Source organism: Pseudomonas sp. 58 R 3 (assembly GCF_900006605.1).
Classification (GTDB): domain Bacteria; phylum Pseudomonadota; class Gammaproteobacteria; order Pseudomonadales; family Pseudomonadaceae; genus Aquipseudomonas; species Aquipseudomonas salomonii.
On the sequence record NZ_CVTT01000009.1, the window covers coordinates 73837 to 90282 of the forward strand.

At 52.8% G+C, this 16446-nt stretch carries 11 protein-coding genes and 2 pseudogenes; 6 read left to right on the top strand and 7 right to left on the bottom strand.

Going from position 1 to position 16446, the window contains the following annotated elements:
* The first annotated feature begins 101 nt into the window (after nucleotides 1–101).
* The 5 genes and pseudogenes from BFP92_RS01350 to BFP92_RS30985 form a co-directional block, all read left to right on the top strand.
* Nucleotides 102–1343 (top strand): tyrosine-type recombinase/integrase, encoded by a 1242-nt coding sequence (locus BFP92_RS01350; protein ID WP_065911261.1) that lies wholly within the window; start codon nucleotides 102–104, stop codon nucleotides 1341–1343.
* Nucleotides 1344–2280: 937 nt separating this feature from the next.
* Nucleotides 2281–3260, top strand: a pseudogene (locus BFP92_RS01360) (integrase domain-containing protein).
* Entirely contained in the window at nucleotides 3257–3565 is a 309-nt protein-coding gene (locus tag BFP92_RS01365) for a hypothetical protein (RefSeq protein ID WP_065911263.1), read from the top strand. The pseudogene BFP92_RS01360 and the gene BFP92_RS01365 overlap by 4 nt, the downstream one beginning before the upstream one ends.
* Before the next feature lie 190 nt (nucleotides 3566–3755).
* A complete protein-coding gene (locus tag BFP92_RS01370; protein ID WP_065911264.1) occupies nucleotides 3756–4556 on the top strand; it encodes a hypothetical protein in 801 nt (266 codons plus the stop codon).
* 494 nt (nucleotides 4557–5050) lie between these two features.
* A pseudogene (locus BFP92_RS30985) lies at nucleotides 5051–5218 on the top strand (Tn3 family transposase); the annotation flags it as partial.
* Between the two features lie 130 nt (nucleotides 5219–5348).
* Here the strand turns inward: BFP92_RS30985 and BFP92_RS01380 are convergent.
* The 7 genes from BFP92_RS01380 to BFP92_RS30075 all read right to left on the bottom strand — a co-directional run bounded on the left by BFP92_RS01380 (nucleotide 5349) and on the right by BFP92_RS30075 (nucleotide 14744).
* Nucleotides 5349–6929, bottom strand: a complete 1581-nt coding sequence (locus tag BFP92_RS01380; protein ID WP_065911266.1) for a GmrSD restriction endonuclease domain-containing protein — start codon at nucleotides 6927–6929, stop codon at nucleotides 5349–5351.
* Nucleotides 6929–7714 carry a DUF6339 family protein gene (locus BFP92_RS01385; protein WP_065911267.1) on the bottom strand — a complete coding sequence of 262 codons (786 nt, stop codon included), beginning with the start codon at nucleotides 7712–7714 and terminating at the stop codon, nucleotides 6929–6931. Before BFP92_RS01385 ends, BFP92_RS01380 begins: the two co-directional genes overlap by 1 nt.
* Nucleotides 7714–8619, bottom strand: a complete 906-nt coding sequence (locus tag BFP92_RS01390) for a hypothetical protein (RefSeq protein WP_065911268.1) — start codon at nucleotides 8617–8619, stop codon at nucleotides 7714–7716. The genes BFP92_RS01385 and BFP92_RS01390 overlap by 1 nt, the downstream gene beginning before the upstream one ends.
* On the bottom strand, nucleotides 8616–10466 hold the full coding sequence (locus BFP92_RS01395) for a hypothetical protein (RefSeq protein WP_065911269.1): 1851 nt from the start codon (nucleotides 10464–10466) through the stop codon (nucleotides 8616–8618). Before BFP92_RS01395 ends, BFP92_RS01390 begins: the two co-directional genes overlap by 4 nt.
* Entirely contained in the window at nucleotides 10463–11530 is a 1068-nt protein-coding gene (locus BFP92_RS01400; RefSeq protein ID WP_083221679.1) for a PD-(D/E)XK motif protein, read from the bottom strand. Before BFP92_RS01400 ends, BFP92_RS01395 begins: the two co-directional genes overlap by 4 nt.
* Nucleotides 11451–14084, bottom strand: coding sequence for a Z1 domain-containing protein (locus BFP92_RS01405; protein ID WP_065911271.1), 2634 nt, complete (start codon nucleotides 14082–14084; stop codon nucleotides 11451–11453). Before BFP92_RS01405 ends, BFP92_RS01400 begins: the two co-directional genes overlap by 80 nt.
* 90 nt (nucleotides 14085–14174) lie before the next feature.
* Entirely contained in the window at nucleotides 14175–14744 is a 570-nt protein-coding gene (locus BFP92_RS30075) for a DNA mismatch endonuclease Vsr (protein ID WP_083221680.1), read from the bottom strand.
* A 13-nt stretch (nucleotides 14745–14757) separates the two neighbouring features.
* Between BFP92_RS30075 and BFP92_RS01415 the strand changes: the two genes are divergently transcribed.
* On the top strand, nucleotides 14758–16407 hold the full coding sequence (locus tag BFP92_RS01415) for a DNA cytosine methyltransferase (protein WP_239694226.1): 1650 nt from the start codon (nucleotides 14758–14760) through the stop codon (nucleotides 16405–16407).
* Nucleotides 16408–16446: the final 39 nt, after the last annotated feature.

Here is a 16446-nt window from a genome sequence, read left to right on the forward strand (position 1 = left end):
ATCGGGGGTTTCAGCCTACTTTTGTTCCTGTGACTTCCGTTTTTAACCACCCTCTTCCACGGCAAAGTGGGGGAACCGGTGGGGGAACTGAGGGTAGAAAAATGGGCAAGCTGACCGCGAAACAAGTCGAAAATTTGATCGAACCAGGAACCTATGAAGACGGCGATGGATTACGCATGGTCATCAAGGACTCAGGTCGAAAATTTTGGGTGCTGCGCTTCCAGCTACACGGCAAACGGCGAGAGATGGGGTTGGGTGGCTATCCTCAACTCGACCTGAAAAAAGCCCGCGCAGCCGCGTATGAACATAAAGTCCAGATTCTCAACGGCAAAGATCCCCTAGCAAAACGACAGGCTGAACAAGCCGCTCAGCGTGAAGCTGAACGCCGAGAAATGGCACAGCTGATTACCTTCGAGAAACTGGCCGCCGACTACCGAGATGCCCATGGCTTGAGCTGGTCGGAGAAATGGCGCAAGGGCTGGCTGAGAAAACTCGAGCTCTATGCCTTCCCTACAATAGGGAAGCTATCAGCTGACCAGATCGAGACCAAACATCTGATCAAGGTCCTCCAGCCACTATGGTCAACCAAAACGCGGACGGCTGACGAAGTACGTGGGCAAATCGAGCAGATACTCGATGCCGCCAAAGCCCACGGCCTCAGGACGGGAGAGAATCCAGCACGCTGGCGCGGCCACTTGGAAAACCTGCTAAGCCGGCATGAGAAGAAGAAAGCACGAAAACGCATCCACCATCCGGCACTACAATGGCAGGATCTTCCCAAGCTGATGCAGGCCTTGAGCAAGGATCCGAGTCACGTCTCAGTGGCGGCTCAGTTGCTGATTCTGACCGGAGCAAGAACGCAAATGGTGAGGTTTGCGCGCTGGGATGAGTTTGATCTGGACTCAGGCCGCTGGTCCTTGCCCGACGAACGCATGAAGACGCGACAAGCCTTCGCGATACCCCTAGCGCCGGAAGTGGTCTCCCTTTTGAAAGGCCTTCCGAAAATCGACACCAAGAGCCCTTACGTTTTCCCCGGTCACGGCCGAAGCGGCGTGATGCACGCTAATGGCATTCGCAGTCTGCTACATGCACTGGGTTATGAGCACATTACTCGCCACGGCTTCCGCTCAACCTTCCGGGACTGGGCAGGTGAAATGACGCCTTTCCCAAGAGATATTTGCGAGCTCGCACTGGCCCATGACGAGCGCGGAGAAACGGAAAGCGCATACTCTCGATCAGATTTTTTTGATAAGCGACGGGAGCTGATGAACGCATGGGCCATCTATGCTACATCCACACCTGAATGCGTTGGTGGGGCTCAACGCGAAACCTCGGAAGATTGATGAGGCCGCAACCACGCAATCAACATCGGTGTAAGGCCACAACGTCTCTGGTTATCGACTTTCAAGCCGGGTCCATCCAAACAGGGCTGCAAAGCCGCCCTGTTTGGATGGACCTCATTTAAAAAATCTAAAGCCCATGCAACTATCTGTGGAAAACCACAGATTTCCACCAGTGGATAATTTCATCCACAGCCGCAGAACTCTCGAAAATTCGAGCCTTGACCCGAATTATCCACAGGCGTAGAAAAGATCGGGCAAAGCGCTGTCGTTGACAGCAACCCAGGTAGCCAGAACCTTTAAGGCTACGCCACACCGTGGTGGTTCTCCCAAAGTGCGATTAGCGTCCGGCGGCTCGCACGGTCACAGCGATGTGATGGATGCCTACTTTTACCAGTGTGCCCACTGCGGCAACCCATCTCCTTTCATAGCTGCCCTGCAGCAACTTATCCGCTTGGCCATTCCCGTGCGCCAACCTGCGCCCGTCTCTTTCTCCCGGAAAGAGACGGGCGCTCCTACCGCTGCTGCAGCCCAACTCGTACAAGGCTTTGCGGCATTCCCCCTCGTGACAATCGACGTGACAAACACCGAAGTCACCAGCAACAGCGATGCAGATGATGGTGCCGCAGCCCACGGAATGGACTGCACCTGACTGACAGTCAGGCACGCCCCGGTCATCGCATCACTGCCTTCACCTGACTCAGGATCTCGCGGCGCCGGTCTCGTCAGCCAACGCAGCCTCCACCCGCCCACTTCTTTGGAAGTGTTCAGGAGGTCAGATCATGAGATGCCCAAGCTCCCGGTCGTAAGGAGCCGCCAGTCCCGCGTTAGTGGACACCCTCACAGGTCGCAGGGGCCTTGATCCCTGATAACACTCAACATTCGTGGCGGGATGACGTGGGGAAAGTTTCAAAGGTTTGGCTTCGAGAGTAGTTCTATCATGGCACTGGTAGGTAAACGTGACGGGAGCAATTTCGGCTATGGCCGGCAACTGAGTTATGCCGGACCGCAGGCATTGAAAGACCTGTTTGGCGGAGGTCATTACGGCACGGTCAAAGCGCACAGTGACCGATGGCAGGCATTTGTACGTTGGTGCCGCTCGGAGGATGGGCCGAGGTTTAACGATGCGCGGCAGATTGATCGGCAGACGTTGCGGAACTATGCCGGACATCTGCGCCACCAGGTTGAACAAGGCGCTATTGGCATCGCCACCGCGCAAAACCGATTGTCCAGCGTGAACCGGACCATGGCTGCGCTTCGCGGTGATCAGTATGTGAAAGTCGTGAGTCCGAGCAAGGCGTTGGGAATGCGGCGTACCAGTGTTCGTTGCTCGGTGCCACAAGGCCAAGACCGCGAACACGTGAAGCGGATCGTCGACGCCCTTTACGGACATCAGCAGCCACGTGCTGCCGCCATCGCCCAGTTGGCGCGAGCCACCGGCATGCGCTTGCGTGAGGCCATCTTGGCCGACCTTCCGCGCCCGCAAAGAGAAGCCAAACACTACGACAAGATCAACATCTAGGATGGCACCAAAGGTGGCCGCGGCGGCGCAACCGCGCCTCGTTGGATCACGGTGGGTGACCATATTCGCGAAGCGATCAGGTACGCCGAACAGGTCTCGCCCGACGGTAGTCGCAACCTGCTGGCACCGAACGAGAGTTACCTCGATTTTCAACGGGAAATTGTCCGCACAGCCCGGGACATCCTCCATACCCACAACCTCAAAGGCTTCCACGAACTGCGTGCGACTTACGCGTGCGAACGCTATGGCAGATAACCCATCACCTAGCGCCCATCAATGGTGGCAGGTGCAGGCGCCTCGATCCAGGTCTTGATCGAGAGGCACGTTTACAAATTAGCTATGAGCTGGGACACGGTCGAATCGACGTGGTATCGGCTTACATCGGTGGTGGAGCATGAGCAACCCATTCGATATCGAGATGTTCTTAATAGGCGTGTTGACCGGTTCAAACATCACGCGCCAGCGTCACCTTCGCCAAGCAAAGGCCATTCAAGTGGCGATCTCTAATCGCTGGCACAAAGATAATCCATGGACGTGGCAACGAAAACGCCTCGACTGGTTTATGCATCAGTACCTGCACCAGCGCGCTGAGTCGACGCGCTACTACAATCTGCTGACCCTGCATTTGCTCACTATTCGCTTAGGTAAGGCTTGGCAGTTCAAAGCGCTCGACGCAGGTCGATATCCAGCGGACATCGGGTAAGGTCTAGAATGGCCAAAATAGGATATGGGCGATTGCTTCACCAAGATAAGATCGGCTTCCGTCTCTTACTTAAAACTCTGATTCAATCCGAATTATGACGTGAAAAAAGCTCTTGCCAGACAGGAACAATGTTCCCAGTATGACGCCTGGCCAAACGAAGCGGCACCCTACAGTGACGGAGCAGGACGACATGACCATCAACAAACAAGCCAAGCCTACCGAAACACTTCTGACCTTTGAGGTGTTTTATAATGGCGAGCTGTTTCAAACCGTCGAGTTTTCCAGTCTCCGCAAGTGCAATAACTGGCGCCAAAAGAACCTAGAGACACCGTTCCTGTATGTGATCAAAACGCCTGACTGCAACCGTGAGAGCTGCATCGAGCTTTCCAAGCGCTACTTCTCAACCAAACACCGCGTGTATCCGGATCTATTTGAACGCCCTGAGTGGGACGTCGTGACCGAGGCAGAACTGCAACAGCTTGCAGAGACTCGCATTGTGCGGGAAACCCACGAGCGCACAGGGGTACCGCTTTCTGTCCAAGTCGGCGGCGGTAAATACGACGTCACCATCGTTCACTTTGACAAGCCAATGCGTGACCGCGTTGAGATCATCAAAGGCGACCTGAGCCGCGAAGAAGCTTACGAATTCATTCGCAACTACGGCACCGATGTCGTCATAAAAATAGTGACACCAACCGAAGAGGAAGTGAGGCCAGTGACCAAAATGAATCAAGTCGAGCGCCAGCAACTGATCCTGACAACGTTGCTGAACACCATCAAGTCAGAAAACACTGGCTGGAGAGAAATTAGCAAAGCCATTGAAGCGCTGAACGTGATCAAGCCAGACGGCTGGCTAGAAGTGCGCGACGTGCTTCAATACGCTTTGGATCAAGGTCGTATCGCTCGCCCTAAGTTCGATCCGCATGCCGATGATGAGTATTACTTTGCTATTACCCCTGCTAACCCAACCAACACAGAAGCGGTGGAATAATCACCGGTTAACGTGCTCGAAGAGAGAAGGGCCAGTGACGAATTTGGGGGGGTATTGCATGGGGGAGCTCATCGACAACCTTGAAAACATGCCCTAAAGAGGGTGTTGCGCTAGAGCATTACACGGCTGCTGCGTATGAATCCGTAGGCGCATAACATCAAGCGGCACAAACGTCCGATTATACGGGATACGGGATACGGGATACGGAACTGACGACATGCACCCTCGAAAGCCAGACGCCTCACTGTACGAACCGTCCCCGGCTTACCTGCGTGGACTTCTGGAGACGGCAGGCATTACCCAAGAAGCAGCAGCGACCGCACTCGGCATCACGGACCGAGTTATGCGCTATTACTTGAGCAGCCAAGAGTCGACCACCTACCGACCAGCGCCCTATGCAATCCAGTACGCGCTTGAGCAGCTGGCTGCATATGCTGCGAAAAAGCGAAGCGTTAAACGCGCCTGATTCCTGGGTGAGTCACCCGGAGGCCGAATACCCATGCCAGAACGGCCTGACCTTGGCTATGCGCGTGCTTGGCCGAATCGAGCGTACACCGTTCATCTTGGGCTGGCTCCAAAGCGTCGCGCTACACCGCCGTGTACATAACGAACTAAATGAACAATATCATGAAATCATGTCGGCACTTCGCGCTGATCAGTAGCCGATCATTATTTCGGGGAATCCAGTTCGCGGATCTTGTGAGACCAGCCTTTACTAGGTCAGGTTTCGGTCAGCGGCAACAGCTACGGCCTTTGATGACGCGATCTACCGGTAGGGATTTCGTATAGAATCTAGGACTTGACTCCTGTATTACAATAAGGGTGCACAATTTGACCATTGCTGACTGTTCCTAGACCACCTTCGCGCCTACGAACTTTATGGTCGTAGGAGACAGACTTCGACGGATCCAAGTACCCTTGACACACCGAGCACTTGGGTAAATTTGGCAGAAAGGTGTTAATAAATATTGTTGACTTTGTGTCGTCATTGAAATTTGCAGAGGCTTGTGACTCGCCGATATCCAAGACGCGTCCCGACAGTCCAATTTTAGACGCCACGTTCGAAAAAGCCAGCTTCCTTCCAAGCTCAGAAGCACTTAAAAGAGAGGAAGCAACCTGAGTTAAATATTCGAACATATCAGCCATTCTAGGAATTCTTTGCTTTTTGCTCATATTTTGAAGAAGCAGAGTAACAATGGATTTGTTGGCTATCAAAAAGTTTTCAACATGCACTCGCGCAACAATAAATTTTTTAAAAAAATCATCATCATTACACGTGATTTTTTTGGCTACCAGCAAAATCATCCCTAAAAACAAGAACCTATTGTATTTTCCTCGCTCATTGTAAAAGTATACTGCGGGGTGCAACCCAAGGCTTCCCGGAGAATTTCCAGTTATCCGCTTTAAAACCTCTAAAGAGCGTTTCATACTATTTATTGTTTGCAGGCCTGTATTATCGTCTTCATATTTTTCAATCGATATCGGCTCTTGCGACCTAGAGGAGGCAATGGTCAAAAAATCGATAAGCAAAGCTAGAGCCTCAACGGGCGATACCGAACCTCCTAATGGAACATCAAGAGTCTTGAGAGGCATCTGGGATTCTGGATTAAATAACAAGCCGTGCAGCTCATTTGCCAACGATCGCATTTTTGACTTGTTGGTGTTACTAAACTGCGACCAGTACTCATGCCCATTGCCAGAGCGCAATATCGCTCTAGCTGCAACGGCAAAGGGCTTCCTCCTGTTTTTTATAAGCATTTCCTCTATGTCATCCAGAGGAGTACCCTGTGAGTTGATTTTGAAAAATGAAGTCTCTGCTACACTTGCATTCCCTTGAATCCACTGGAGGTTTAGAGGCCGCGTAAAAAGTCTGGATGCTCTGTTTGCTATAGCCACATCGCCATTAACTTTCTTCCCTACATGACTTCTTAGAGTAGAATATCTTCCAACATTTTCCTCTACCAAGCGCCTAGTGCGGGCGGCTATCTTTTTTTGTTCATTTGATATATCTCCACTGTAGAATTCACGAGTAATCGAACCATCCCCATAGTCGTCTACCATCCAAGCGCGCAAGGCGCTCAGCCGGTGCCCGCCATCGATTACAAAAATAGAGTTCGGAGACTTCCAAAGTATAAGCGAAGGTATGACTTCATTATCAAGAAAGCTTGTAATGAATGTTGCTATCTGCTCTGGACTCCAGTGATTCGTTTCTCGCTGAAAATCTGGCTTCCTCAGTAGCTTGAGAACTGCAGAGTCGGACTCAAGATGCGCGATTGGAAAATCTCTAATTAGCTCGAGCTCAATTATATCCTCATTAATAATCGCGAAGTCTTCTCGCGGAATCATCGCATCTAGATTTACACGCTGAGCCATTAGGCCTCCTGGCTCTCGACAGAGCTTATTGTATCTTTTACAGATGCAGCCAATGCAAAAGCACTGGAAACTATGAGTTCCAGCTCCTCAACTTCCAAGAAGGCTAGATCAATAATTTGATTTTTTAGGCGAAGTAATTTTGTTGCACCACGCATTGTATATTCCATGGTGCCTCGACCCATTTTTTTTGCTGTTTTCAGCCACCCTTCCGCTATCGCGAGAGCCAGAACAGGATTACCGCCGATAGATGGCCGCTCAAAAATCTGAACCATGGCATCTTCGGACAACTCGTGTATAAGCGCCCATCGCTCTGGATGACTTTCACCTCGGTCAAGAACCGTTCCGCGTACCCAGAGCCTCTGAAACGAGTTACGAACGCCACCAGCAAAGCGCTCACGTGATTGATCTGTAAAACGCCAGACCACAACATCTGGCGCCAGCACAGCACTCATGAACGCCCAGACATCATCGCGAAGTGCCTCCCCTGTTTTCAGCTCTTCTTTCTGACCAAGGTAGATTGCTGCATCTTGGTCGAACTGCGCTCGGGCAGACTGCGTGTTTACAGTGGGAAAGCCTTGCTTTTGTGCAATTCGTCTCAGCTCCGCGGCTACAGCAACTGCGACGCCATCCGCTCTTGATCCTCCGCTAGGGGCGTTGGACTTGAGGGCCGAATAATCCCTAAGCGCATCAAGGCTGCCCTTGGTGGAAGACGCAGTGCTATTGAATTTTTCAAGAATGGTCGTGACGCCGTGAGCCCTCAAACGAGGTAAAAGTGAAACACGCATTACTCGTACTCCCCCAAATCGGCCGACGCAAGAATCGAGGCCCTGAACCTGCCGGGTTTATAGGCACGTAGCTGCCTGATGCTGTCGAGACTTTGTCCAGGGAAAGCAATATCCATCCAAACTCTTGTCTGATGACCAATCGATCCCTCTTCAAAGTGAGTGAGATCCCCTTCGCCACCAAGGTCAAGTGCCACATCGATCATCTGCGTCATGACGTCTGCGACCATTGCTTGAAGGGTCAAAGCATCTCCTTCAACAAATCTGCCCACAACATTCTCGATATCCGCGTTGACATAAAGCCTTACATTACCCCCGAAATCAGCCTCGAAAGCGTCGGGATTCCAATCCACAAGCCAAGGGGTATAACGTTCTGAATTGCCCTGAAAACTTTCGGAAAAGCTTGCCAGTTCAATGGGGAACCTTGAGTCCCCCCCATCCTCGATGAGAATGTTTTTCTGGCTTTGCCACAAGCGCGCCCCTCGCTGTTTAGGGGACAATGCATTACCAGAGCCGAGAGGAGAGTCGAGAAGGATTCTGAGGCTGAGCTGCAGTTGCCCTGAAAGTTTCCTCCCAAGTATCAATCCTTCAAGCGTGATGACAGGGTTGTTCTCATCAATGACTTCAGTTGATAGCCTGTCCAGACGACGTGGCAAGCTGCCGACTCCTGTCCCTGCTACTAGAGTTACAGCCAGCTTCAGATCTGATGCATCGATCCCGAGGTGTGCTGCTGCCTCGGCAAAATCAACCTCAACTTGAACATTGACCTGAATATCCTGTTCGTAGTCCCAATCTTCCAATATGTCTGACGCAAGATAGAGAGGCTCGCCCGGAGGGCCGATCATCCACCCCGTGAAGCTGACGACTTCACTTGGGAGCACTAGGAACGGAAGAGCTATGCGGCTCATTCTCTACCTCTGCTCAGAAAATGGAGGCGAAGCCCAATGGCCGCGTCGGGAGGGCTCAGAACCTTTATTTTGAGGGTTCCGCTTCCGATGCCGACCTGAAGTGTTGCACCTTGTGCAGAGTCCCCCGTGGAGTCTAGGGACATTCCGATCACTTTCGTCTCGAAGCTGGCAGGGAGGTCATTTCCATCGGCAGCTGCACCATCGGCGACCAAGTGAGATTCGGCATATAGTTCGAGCGAGCTGTCCGCTTCGTCGTTATGAAGATCCGCTTCAAAAATTGCGCAACGGCGACTCTCACTATCGAGCTCAAGACGAACGAATCGCGCGGGGGAGATAGAGAGGCTCTTCTTCCTTGATGGAGTTCGGGACAAGGCTTTAGGCCTTCCCGGACCTTTCCCTGATGCTGAATCAAGCAGTCGCCCCAGTCGCGCTGCAGTACTGGCGAGCGAGGGACCGCGCTCGCCCCCCCCGGCCGTAGGTGCTGTCACCGGGATCGCATAGTTGTTGGCCAAAGCCTCAAGACGCCTCAGGGCAACCCGAACGAACGTCTTGGAATTTCGACCGGGGAGCATGCTCGGAATCCAGTCATCATGTGCAGGAGGCTCAGCCATCGCGAAAGCTTCTTCCACCTCATTTTCACTTGAACAGACGAAGACCCCACCCCACTCAAATCTTGCGTCGTGGAAGGGTTCCCCCTGTATGTACTTCACCACTAGCTCTACCGGTCGCATAAGTGCGATATGGCATGCTTGAGTAGGAATGATTGAGCTTTCGTCCAACGCAGGACCCACCCGACTTGCGCACACTCCCTTGGTGATGACGAGAGCGCCCAAATTCTGCTTGGGGCGCTCGCATCGTATGGTCTCGGTTATACGTCCTTCGCGATACGCGTCCATGGCGGAGGCGAACAGGTCGAGAGGAGGAAAAGCTTCCGGTGGAGGGACGGGAAAGTCTATACCTTCGATTTCAACTCTGATACTGAGCTTCTTTTGCTCAGGAGTCGATGCCGTCAGCCTTGGCCAGAAATTCCATAGGATCGTTTCCAAAATATCGTGTGCAACCGGCCTGTCTTCATTTTCATCATCGATCTGAGGGTCGAGAATTAGGATCGATGTACCTGTCGTTTCCGGATCACGATCAGGCAGCCCCAGTGATATCGCAGTCGCCGACGCGTTATCGCCATTCAACGGATCAATGCCATCGTCTCCGTCGCTCCTCCCCCACCAATGCCGTCCAGTGAATCTCTTGCGCTTCTGACCGGCGACATCAGCATCAAAAGCCGTACCGAGATGGCAACCCATGAACCTGCGTATGGGCATCCCTTCATGGGTTGTCTGAGTATCCACAAGAATTGTCGAGCAGGCGCTCATCGCATACAGCGACGCCTTACCGTAGCCATAAGTGCCGCCACCATGATACGTGTCACGCGCAACGCCTACGTTTCGCATAAAATTGACGAAATCGAGTGTATGTTCACCGGTTGACGCCACATCACCCGACGTGGGCCCACCGAGTCCTGTCGAATTAAAGTCACATATCTCCAGAACTTTCAGACCGCCCTTGCCAAGCGATACTGCCATCTCGTTGCGTGTCTGGTCTCCCAGGGGAAGATCTACAAGAACGTTCTCTCGAAGTAATTCGCACTGAGAAGAGGTGAGCGTGCGATATCGAATAAGTAGGCTAGGACCGTACCCGAGTCGTGCTGCATCGATACTGTTCTGGATCGACTCGCGCAAAACGGTTTGAAGTAGCCCCTGAACTGGACAGCCCAATAGTCTTCTGAATCCATCAGCCGCTATGTTTCCCGTTTTGGAAAAAGGCTCGCTGAAACGGTCCAGTCGCATCATCCTGCAATCCTCCTAAAGGCAAAGTCGTAATCTGTGGCGGACAGTTCAAAGGGTAGTGCATGACCGAGATCAACTTCATACCCTATTGCGGAGACACCTTGCGGGAGGGATCCCCCAGTGAAACTGGACCCGATGATCCTCGGAAAACCGTCGTCAACGGAATACACCTGTAGCCCTTCATAGGTAAATGAAAGGCGATTCCACTCCTCGGCATGTGGATCCCAGCAATCCAGGGCAGCCAAACCGTGGCATAGCGACCCTCTGTCGACACCCAACTTCACCAGACTGTCGAAAAGCTCGCCCACGGAAAGTATTCCATGGTCTGCCCGCTCCATACGGACATGGGTAAGCAACAGGGTACCGCCAGTTGGAGCCCCGAGCTGGTCGATTCCATGGATCGACACTATTTTTGCATCGGATCGGCCGGAAGTTTTCACCTCCAGCGCATGAGCATGACGCCGAAAGTCATGACGCAACTCATAAGGCCCAGTCCAGGCCTCAACCGCTGTAAGGCTGTAGCCTGTCAGCATTCGCAAGATGTAAAGCTCTCCAACAAGCCCGAGAATCTTGCTATCGGAGACTTCGGCGCGAGAGGGTTCTTTGAGCAGTTCCCTGAAGTCCTCGATGGCCGTGGTCACAGAAACGATCGGCACATTCCCGTCTTCAATACGGCGAAGAATATCCTCTGCCAGTTCTGCGAAGACAGGGTCCAGCGCCCGATCCAAGCTCATGATGTCGATGAACAAGGTACCTTTCCCCGAGACCTTGAAGCTGGATGTTGTCACAGAAAGCTTTGTCGTAGAGGTCAGGCCCTTTGTCGAACTCATGCTACTGATAGGGACAAGGAGACGCGGCTGACCCTGCCCACCGATTGCATACCGGGCAGTCCCGAAACCTGTTGCAACACCCGAGTCGATACTGGGGACCTCAATAACCCCGTCCCCTGTACCAGTTGCTCTCAACCGTTTCCACCGCTCGACAGGCCTATTTCTCATCAACGGCCTCTTCATCTGCCTGGCCGAACAGCTCCTCCTCTTCCTCGATCTGTTCGGGAACAGGGGCATCCAGCTCCACCGAAAAATAGTCACCTGATTGATCGGGTGTACCCGGGAACACGATACCGACGCCAATCAGATCACCTACAGCATCGAGATCGATACGCGATTTGGACTGAGCTTCAGACTTCCCATCGATGACGTAAATCAGGAGCAAGGGGGCTTGAGGTCGACTGCTTTTGAGTTCGGACCAGCTGTCGCTGGTTTTCGAGCCTGGGGTCGTTACGTCGATCAGGATGTCATTCTTGGACATCAATGCCTTGATATCGGCATAGCCCTTCTCGTTGGCAGCCAACTGAGAACGTCGAGCGGTAGAGACATATCCGAGTGAGCCTAGGGGTTTGACAGATGACCTAGGGGAAGTAGGAGTGATGATGCCCACATTCCACTCTTGAAGACGATCAGCCGCTTCGTCTATGTAGCCAAGCAGTAGATCCTTCTTCAGGTCCATGTGCTGATCGCAGATCTCGTAAGCTACTAAGAACTTCCGTACTTCCTGAAGTGAGACCCCTCGTACGAGGTGCCGTTTGCCCCCTCCCTGCTTTTCCACCTGACGCCTTCCCACAGCCTCGTTCACGAACTGGGCGGCTGCTGTCCAGTTACCGGACACAATGCTTTGACTTTGGTGGTCGAAGCGAATGGTCTGTACATGACGACCTTCGAAGCTGATGTTGCTGCGATAGGCGTGCCGCATCTTGGACGCAGCAGTGATCGCCATGCCTGGAATAGCGCGCACTCTTACCGCAAACTCCTTAGGTGTTACTTTGTGCTTGCGATAATTTTGGATGTCTTCGCGGATTTCTTCCTCGATGCGCGCCAAGGCGCGGAAGTTCGCTGCGAGATTGGCGGTGGTCCAGAGGCGGGGTAGATCCTCATATCCGTGTCTGTAGCCGAACCAGCGACCCATCTGCAGCAGCGTGTCATATTGCATGGAGGTACGCAGGAAAAAGGATACCGAAAGTCCTTCGAGCGTAAGGCCCCTAGCCAAAACCGTGCCACCAACAACGATGTAAGTCTTGGGCTCCAAGGTGTAATCAAGCCTCTCGAAACTTTCGCCGTTTTCAATAGCAATCTCTAGGGCTTCTAGGACGCTACCAAAATAGGGCAACAATTCAGCCAAGGAACTCGCGCCTTGGCCCTCGAGAGGGACCTTTTCCGTCTCATCCCTAAAGAGCTGCTCCATTCGCTCGAAGATATCTCCGGAGCCGTCGATCAGATCATCTCGGTACTTCTCGATCCACCTACCGATGAGTTCCGCCATCCTTGTGTGTTGGATTATATTGGGCGATGTATGGATAAGCATTGTCATATGCTTGTCCGCATGCCCCCGAGCTCTTCGAATACCACAGGAAATCAGAAACCATAATATGGCGCTCTCGAGTTCCTCGGTCATATGAGGATGGAAGGTGTCCTTGTCACTAAGGCGTGCGGGACGTAGAAGATTAAGCTTTTCATCTGGAATCGTTCGGATCATATCCCTACCTGCTTCTGCAGGTGTCTCGTCATCTGCATCAGCAGGATCGAAGCCAAATACCTCCCGCGCACCAAAATAGCCTTCCGTTCGAGGCAGTGCGGTAATGAAATCTTCTGGATATAGATCGTCCAGTTCATTCTGGTTGTGGGGGTAGGGGTCGATGAACACGTTAGCGAATGGCGTCGCCGTGTAACCCACATAGGAAACGGCAGGCAACGCTCGGATGATCTTACGAATCTCAGCGTTAATCCGAGTCATATCGTAGTCGTTGTTGGAGGAATTGACAGATGCCTGATCACATTCGTCATCAATCAAGAGAACTTTCAGACGTCGGAGTGTAGCCAAAGGTGTCTTCGGCTTTCCTTTTGCATCTAGGATCGTTTTGCGGAATGTCTCTAACCGTGAGGTGATTTTTTTCATCACTACCAGCTGCGCGCCCCCCGGAGCTGGCAAAGTGAACTGTCCATTTTTCGGATAGGTGTAATCTCCATCATCGTGCTCTGTCGTGTAAAGCTGCCAGAGATGACGGTGACGATTGACAATATCGTTCTCGATGCGGCGCTGGGTCTGCGCGCGTAACTTGTTGGTGACACCTGCGAGCAGGACGATCAAGTTGTATCCAGCATCCACTGCCTTAGCGATCACCGCAGTCATGTTCGCCGTTTTGCCGGATTGAACATAACCGACCACCAGCCCACGATGACGGAAGCTATCGTTTGAGGGGTTTGCCAGCAATGAGACAACCTCGGACGAGCTTTCATCGATCGATATGATTGCATCTTTATCCCACCCTTTCGAGTTGGCGAGATATCCCTTCAACGCTGGCCAGTGAGCGTCCTTCGAGCCAGGCCCCTTGTACCACTCCGCCATAGGCTTGATCAGTGAGTTCCGCCGCAGGATCTCGACGTCCTCCCGCGAGGCTATGACGTGCTCGAGTGCGAGTCCAAAATTTCGCACCATCTCGTCAGAGAAAGGCATGCCGATAGCCGAAAAATCGCGCTGCACCGCCTGTGCGGCCTGCTCCGGGCCGTCATGGCTTGGGAGTTTGTCTTGGATCAACCTTGCGAAGGTCTCAATCTGCGGGTTCATGTCGAAGCCATCCTTACTTGCATCCAGAATTTCACCTAGCCTGATCAGAGGGTTTACACATGAACTCTCTGACCACCTCTTTCCATAGTGTCACTTTGACATTTTTTGTTTTGACGGCCTAGTCTGTGCTGCACTAGTTTGTGCATCGCCATCTGGGTAGAAACCTGCCGGCACCTTGGTCGAAGGCAGCGACGACTCGGGGGAGAATGTGTTCAGATAAGGAAAGTCGGGCCAGGAGATATATTTTTGATTACAATCCTGAATCGCTTCCAGCAGCCAGTTCATGTCCGCTTCCGGTCCGCGTATTCCGCACTCCCACAGTTCGAAGACGCGCCACCCTTGCTGCAGCAGTTCATCGCGGTTTCTGATATCTCGTTTCACGTTCTGGTCGAATTTCAGGCGCCAGAACTCCTCACGCGTCTTGGGGATAGTGGCGTATCTGCAGCGGGGATGCCTGTGCCAAAAGCAGCCATGAACGAAAATGCAGACCCGATGGCGAGGCAGCACCACATCGGGTTTCCCTGGAAGATCTTTTCGGTGCAAGCGATACCTGAAGCCATGCCGATGCAGCAGACTCCGAATCTTCATTTCCGGGGACGTATTGCTGCCGCGGATGCCAGCCATCATGCGAGACCTGACTTCTTTGCTAACTATGTCCATGACTGAAACCCAAATGACCTTGCCACTGAAGCAAGATACAGCCTTCGAAACCAATGCGATGCTCCCTGAGCCTATCCAGATCGTCGATCTCTTTGCTGGCCCGGGAGGGCTGGGAGAAGGCTTTGCCTCGTCGGGGGGGGGGAACCGGTTTGAGACCGTGGTTTCCGCCGAGATGGATCCCATTGCACGCGAGACACTGAAACTGAGAGCTTTCTACAGACTGCTCAAGCTGAAGAATCCGGCGCGACTAGATGACTATTACAACTTCTGCAACGGCATCACAGACAAGCCTTTCTCGGATGAAAGCGAGGTCCAGTGGAAAGAGGCTGATGGCGAAGCTCGACGCATCACCTTGGGCAGCGAAGCCGGCGACGAAGAACTGGACAAGATCCTAGATGCACGCCTCGATAGAAGCAGGCCTTGGGTGCTGATCGGCGGACCGCCCTGTCAGGCCTACTCCATTGTGGGCCGCGCTCGTAACCAGGCGAAGGCAAACTACAGTGCCGAGAATGATCACCGTCATTTCCTCTACAAAGAGTATCTGCGGATCATCAAGGAGCGGCAACCGACTGTCTTTGTAATGGAAAACGTCAAGGGCATCCTTTCCTCCAAGGTTGGTGGCGAGAAAATCTTCTCTCAGATCCTCAAGGATCTGTCGGACCCCCACAAGGCGCTCGGAGAATCGAAGTCCGGCACCCGATACCGCATCTGCTCGTTGGTGACGGGACAGTCCTATGGGCCTGACGAGGATATTGAAAAACTGGATCCCCGTGGTTTCATCATCAGGGCCGAGGACCATGGTATTCCTCAGGCGAGGCACCGCGTCATTCTCCTGGGCATAGCGCTGGATGAAGAGGGGAATATCCCCTCTCATTCTGGGTTGCCGGAAATAGATGCGCAGATAACCGTCAAGCAGGTTTTGGGGAATCTACCCACGCTGCGCAGCCGGTTGACCAAGCAGCGTGACGGAAACGAAGCCTGGTACCAAGAAGTAGCGAATCAGCTGGACGAGATGCGAGCAGAGCTCGACAACAGAGCTGATCCAAAATTAGCGGCCGAAATGGACATTGTCAGGAGTGGCCTGTTGAACGCGCCTGTCGATGTCGGCGCACTTCGGATCGCTCGAACCAAGGGCGACGGAAAAACGGGCATCCCCCCACTGGATGAATGGTACCTCGATAGCCGATTGGATTACTGGCTGAACCATGATGCGCGCGGTCACATGCCTTCCGACCTACGCAGATATATGTTTGCAAGCGTGTTTGCCCGCGCCCATGGAATATCCCCCAAAGGACATCAGCAATTCTCTCTTTCTGGACTGGCACCAGCACATAAGAACTGGGAGAGCGGGAAGTTCAGTGATCGGTTTAGAGTCCAAATGGAAAACCATCCTTCCAGAACTATCACTAGCCATATCTCCAAGGACGGGCATTATTTCATTCACTACGATCCCAAACAGTGCCGTAGCCTGACCGTACGTGAAGCTGCTCGACTTCAGACATTCCCGGACAACTACTTCTTCCAAGGGAACAGAACCCAGCAATTTCACCAAGTAGGGAATGCCGTTCCTCCCCTACTGGCACGTAAAATCGCTTCTGTGGTCTTCGACGTCATTTGCAAGAAGACCTTGAGCAAAAAGATCCTGCCCCAAGAGGCGGTATAACTGGAAAAAGGCCAGAGACTCCTTTCAAAAAAAGAGGGA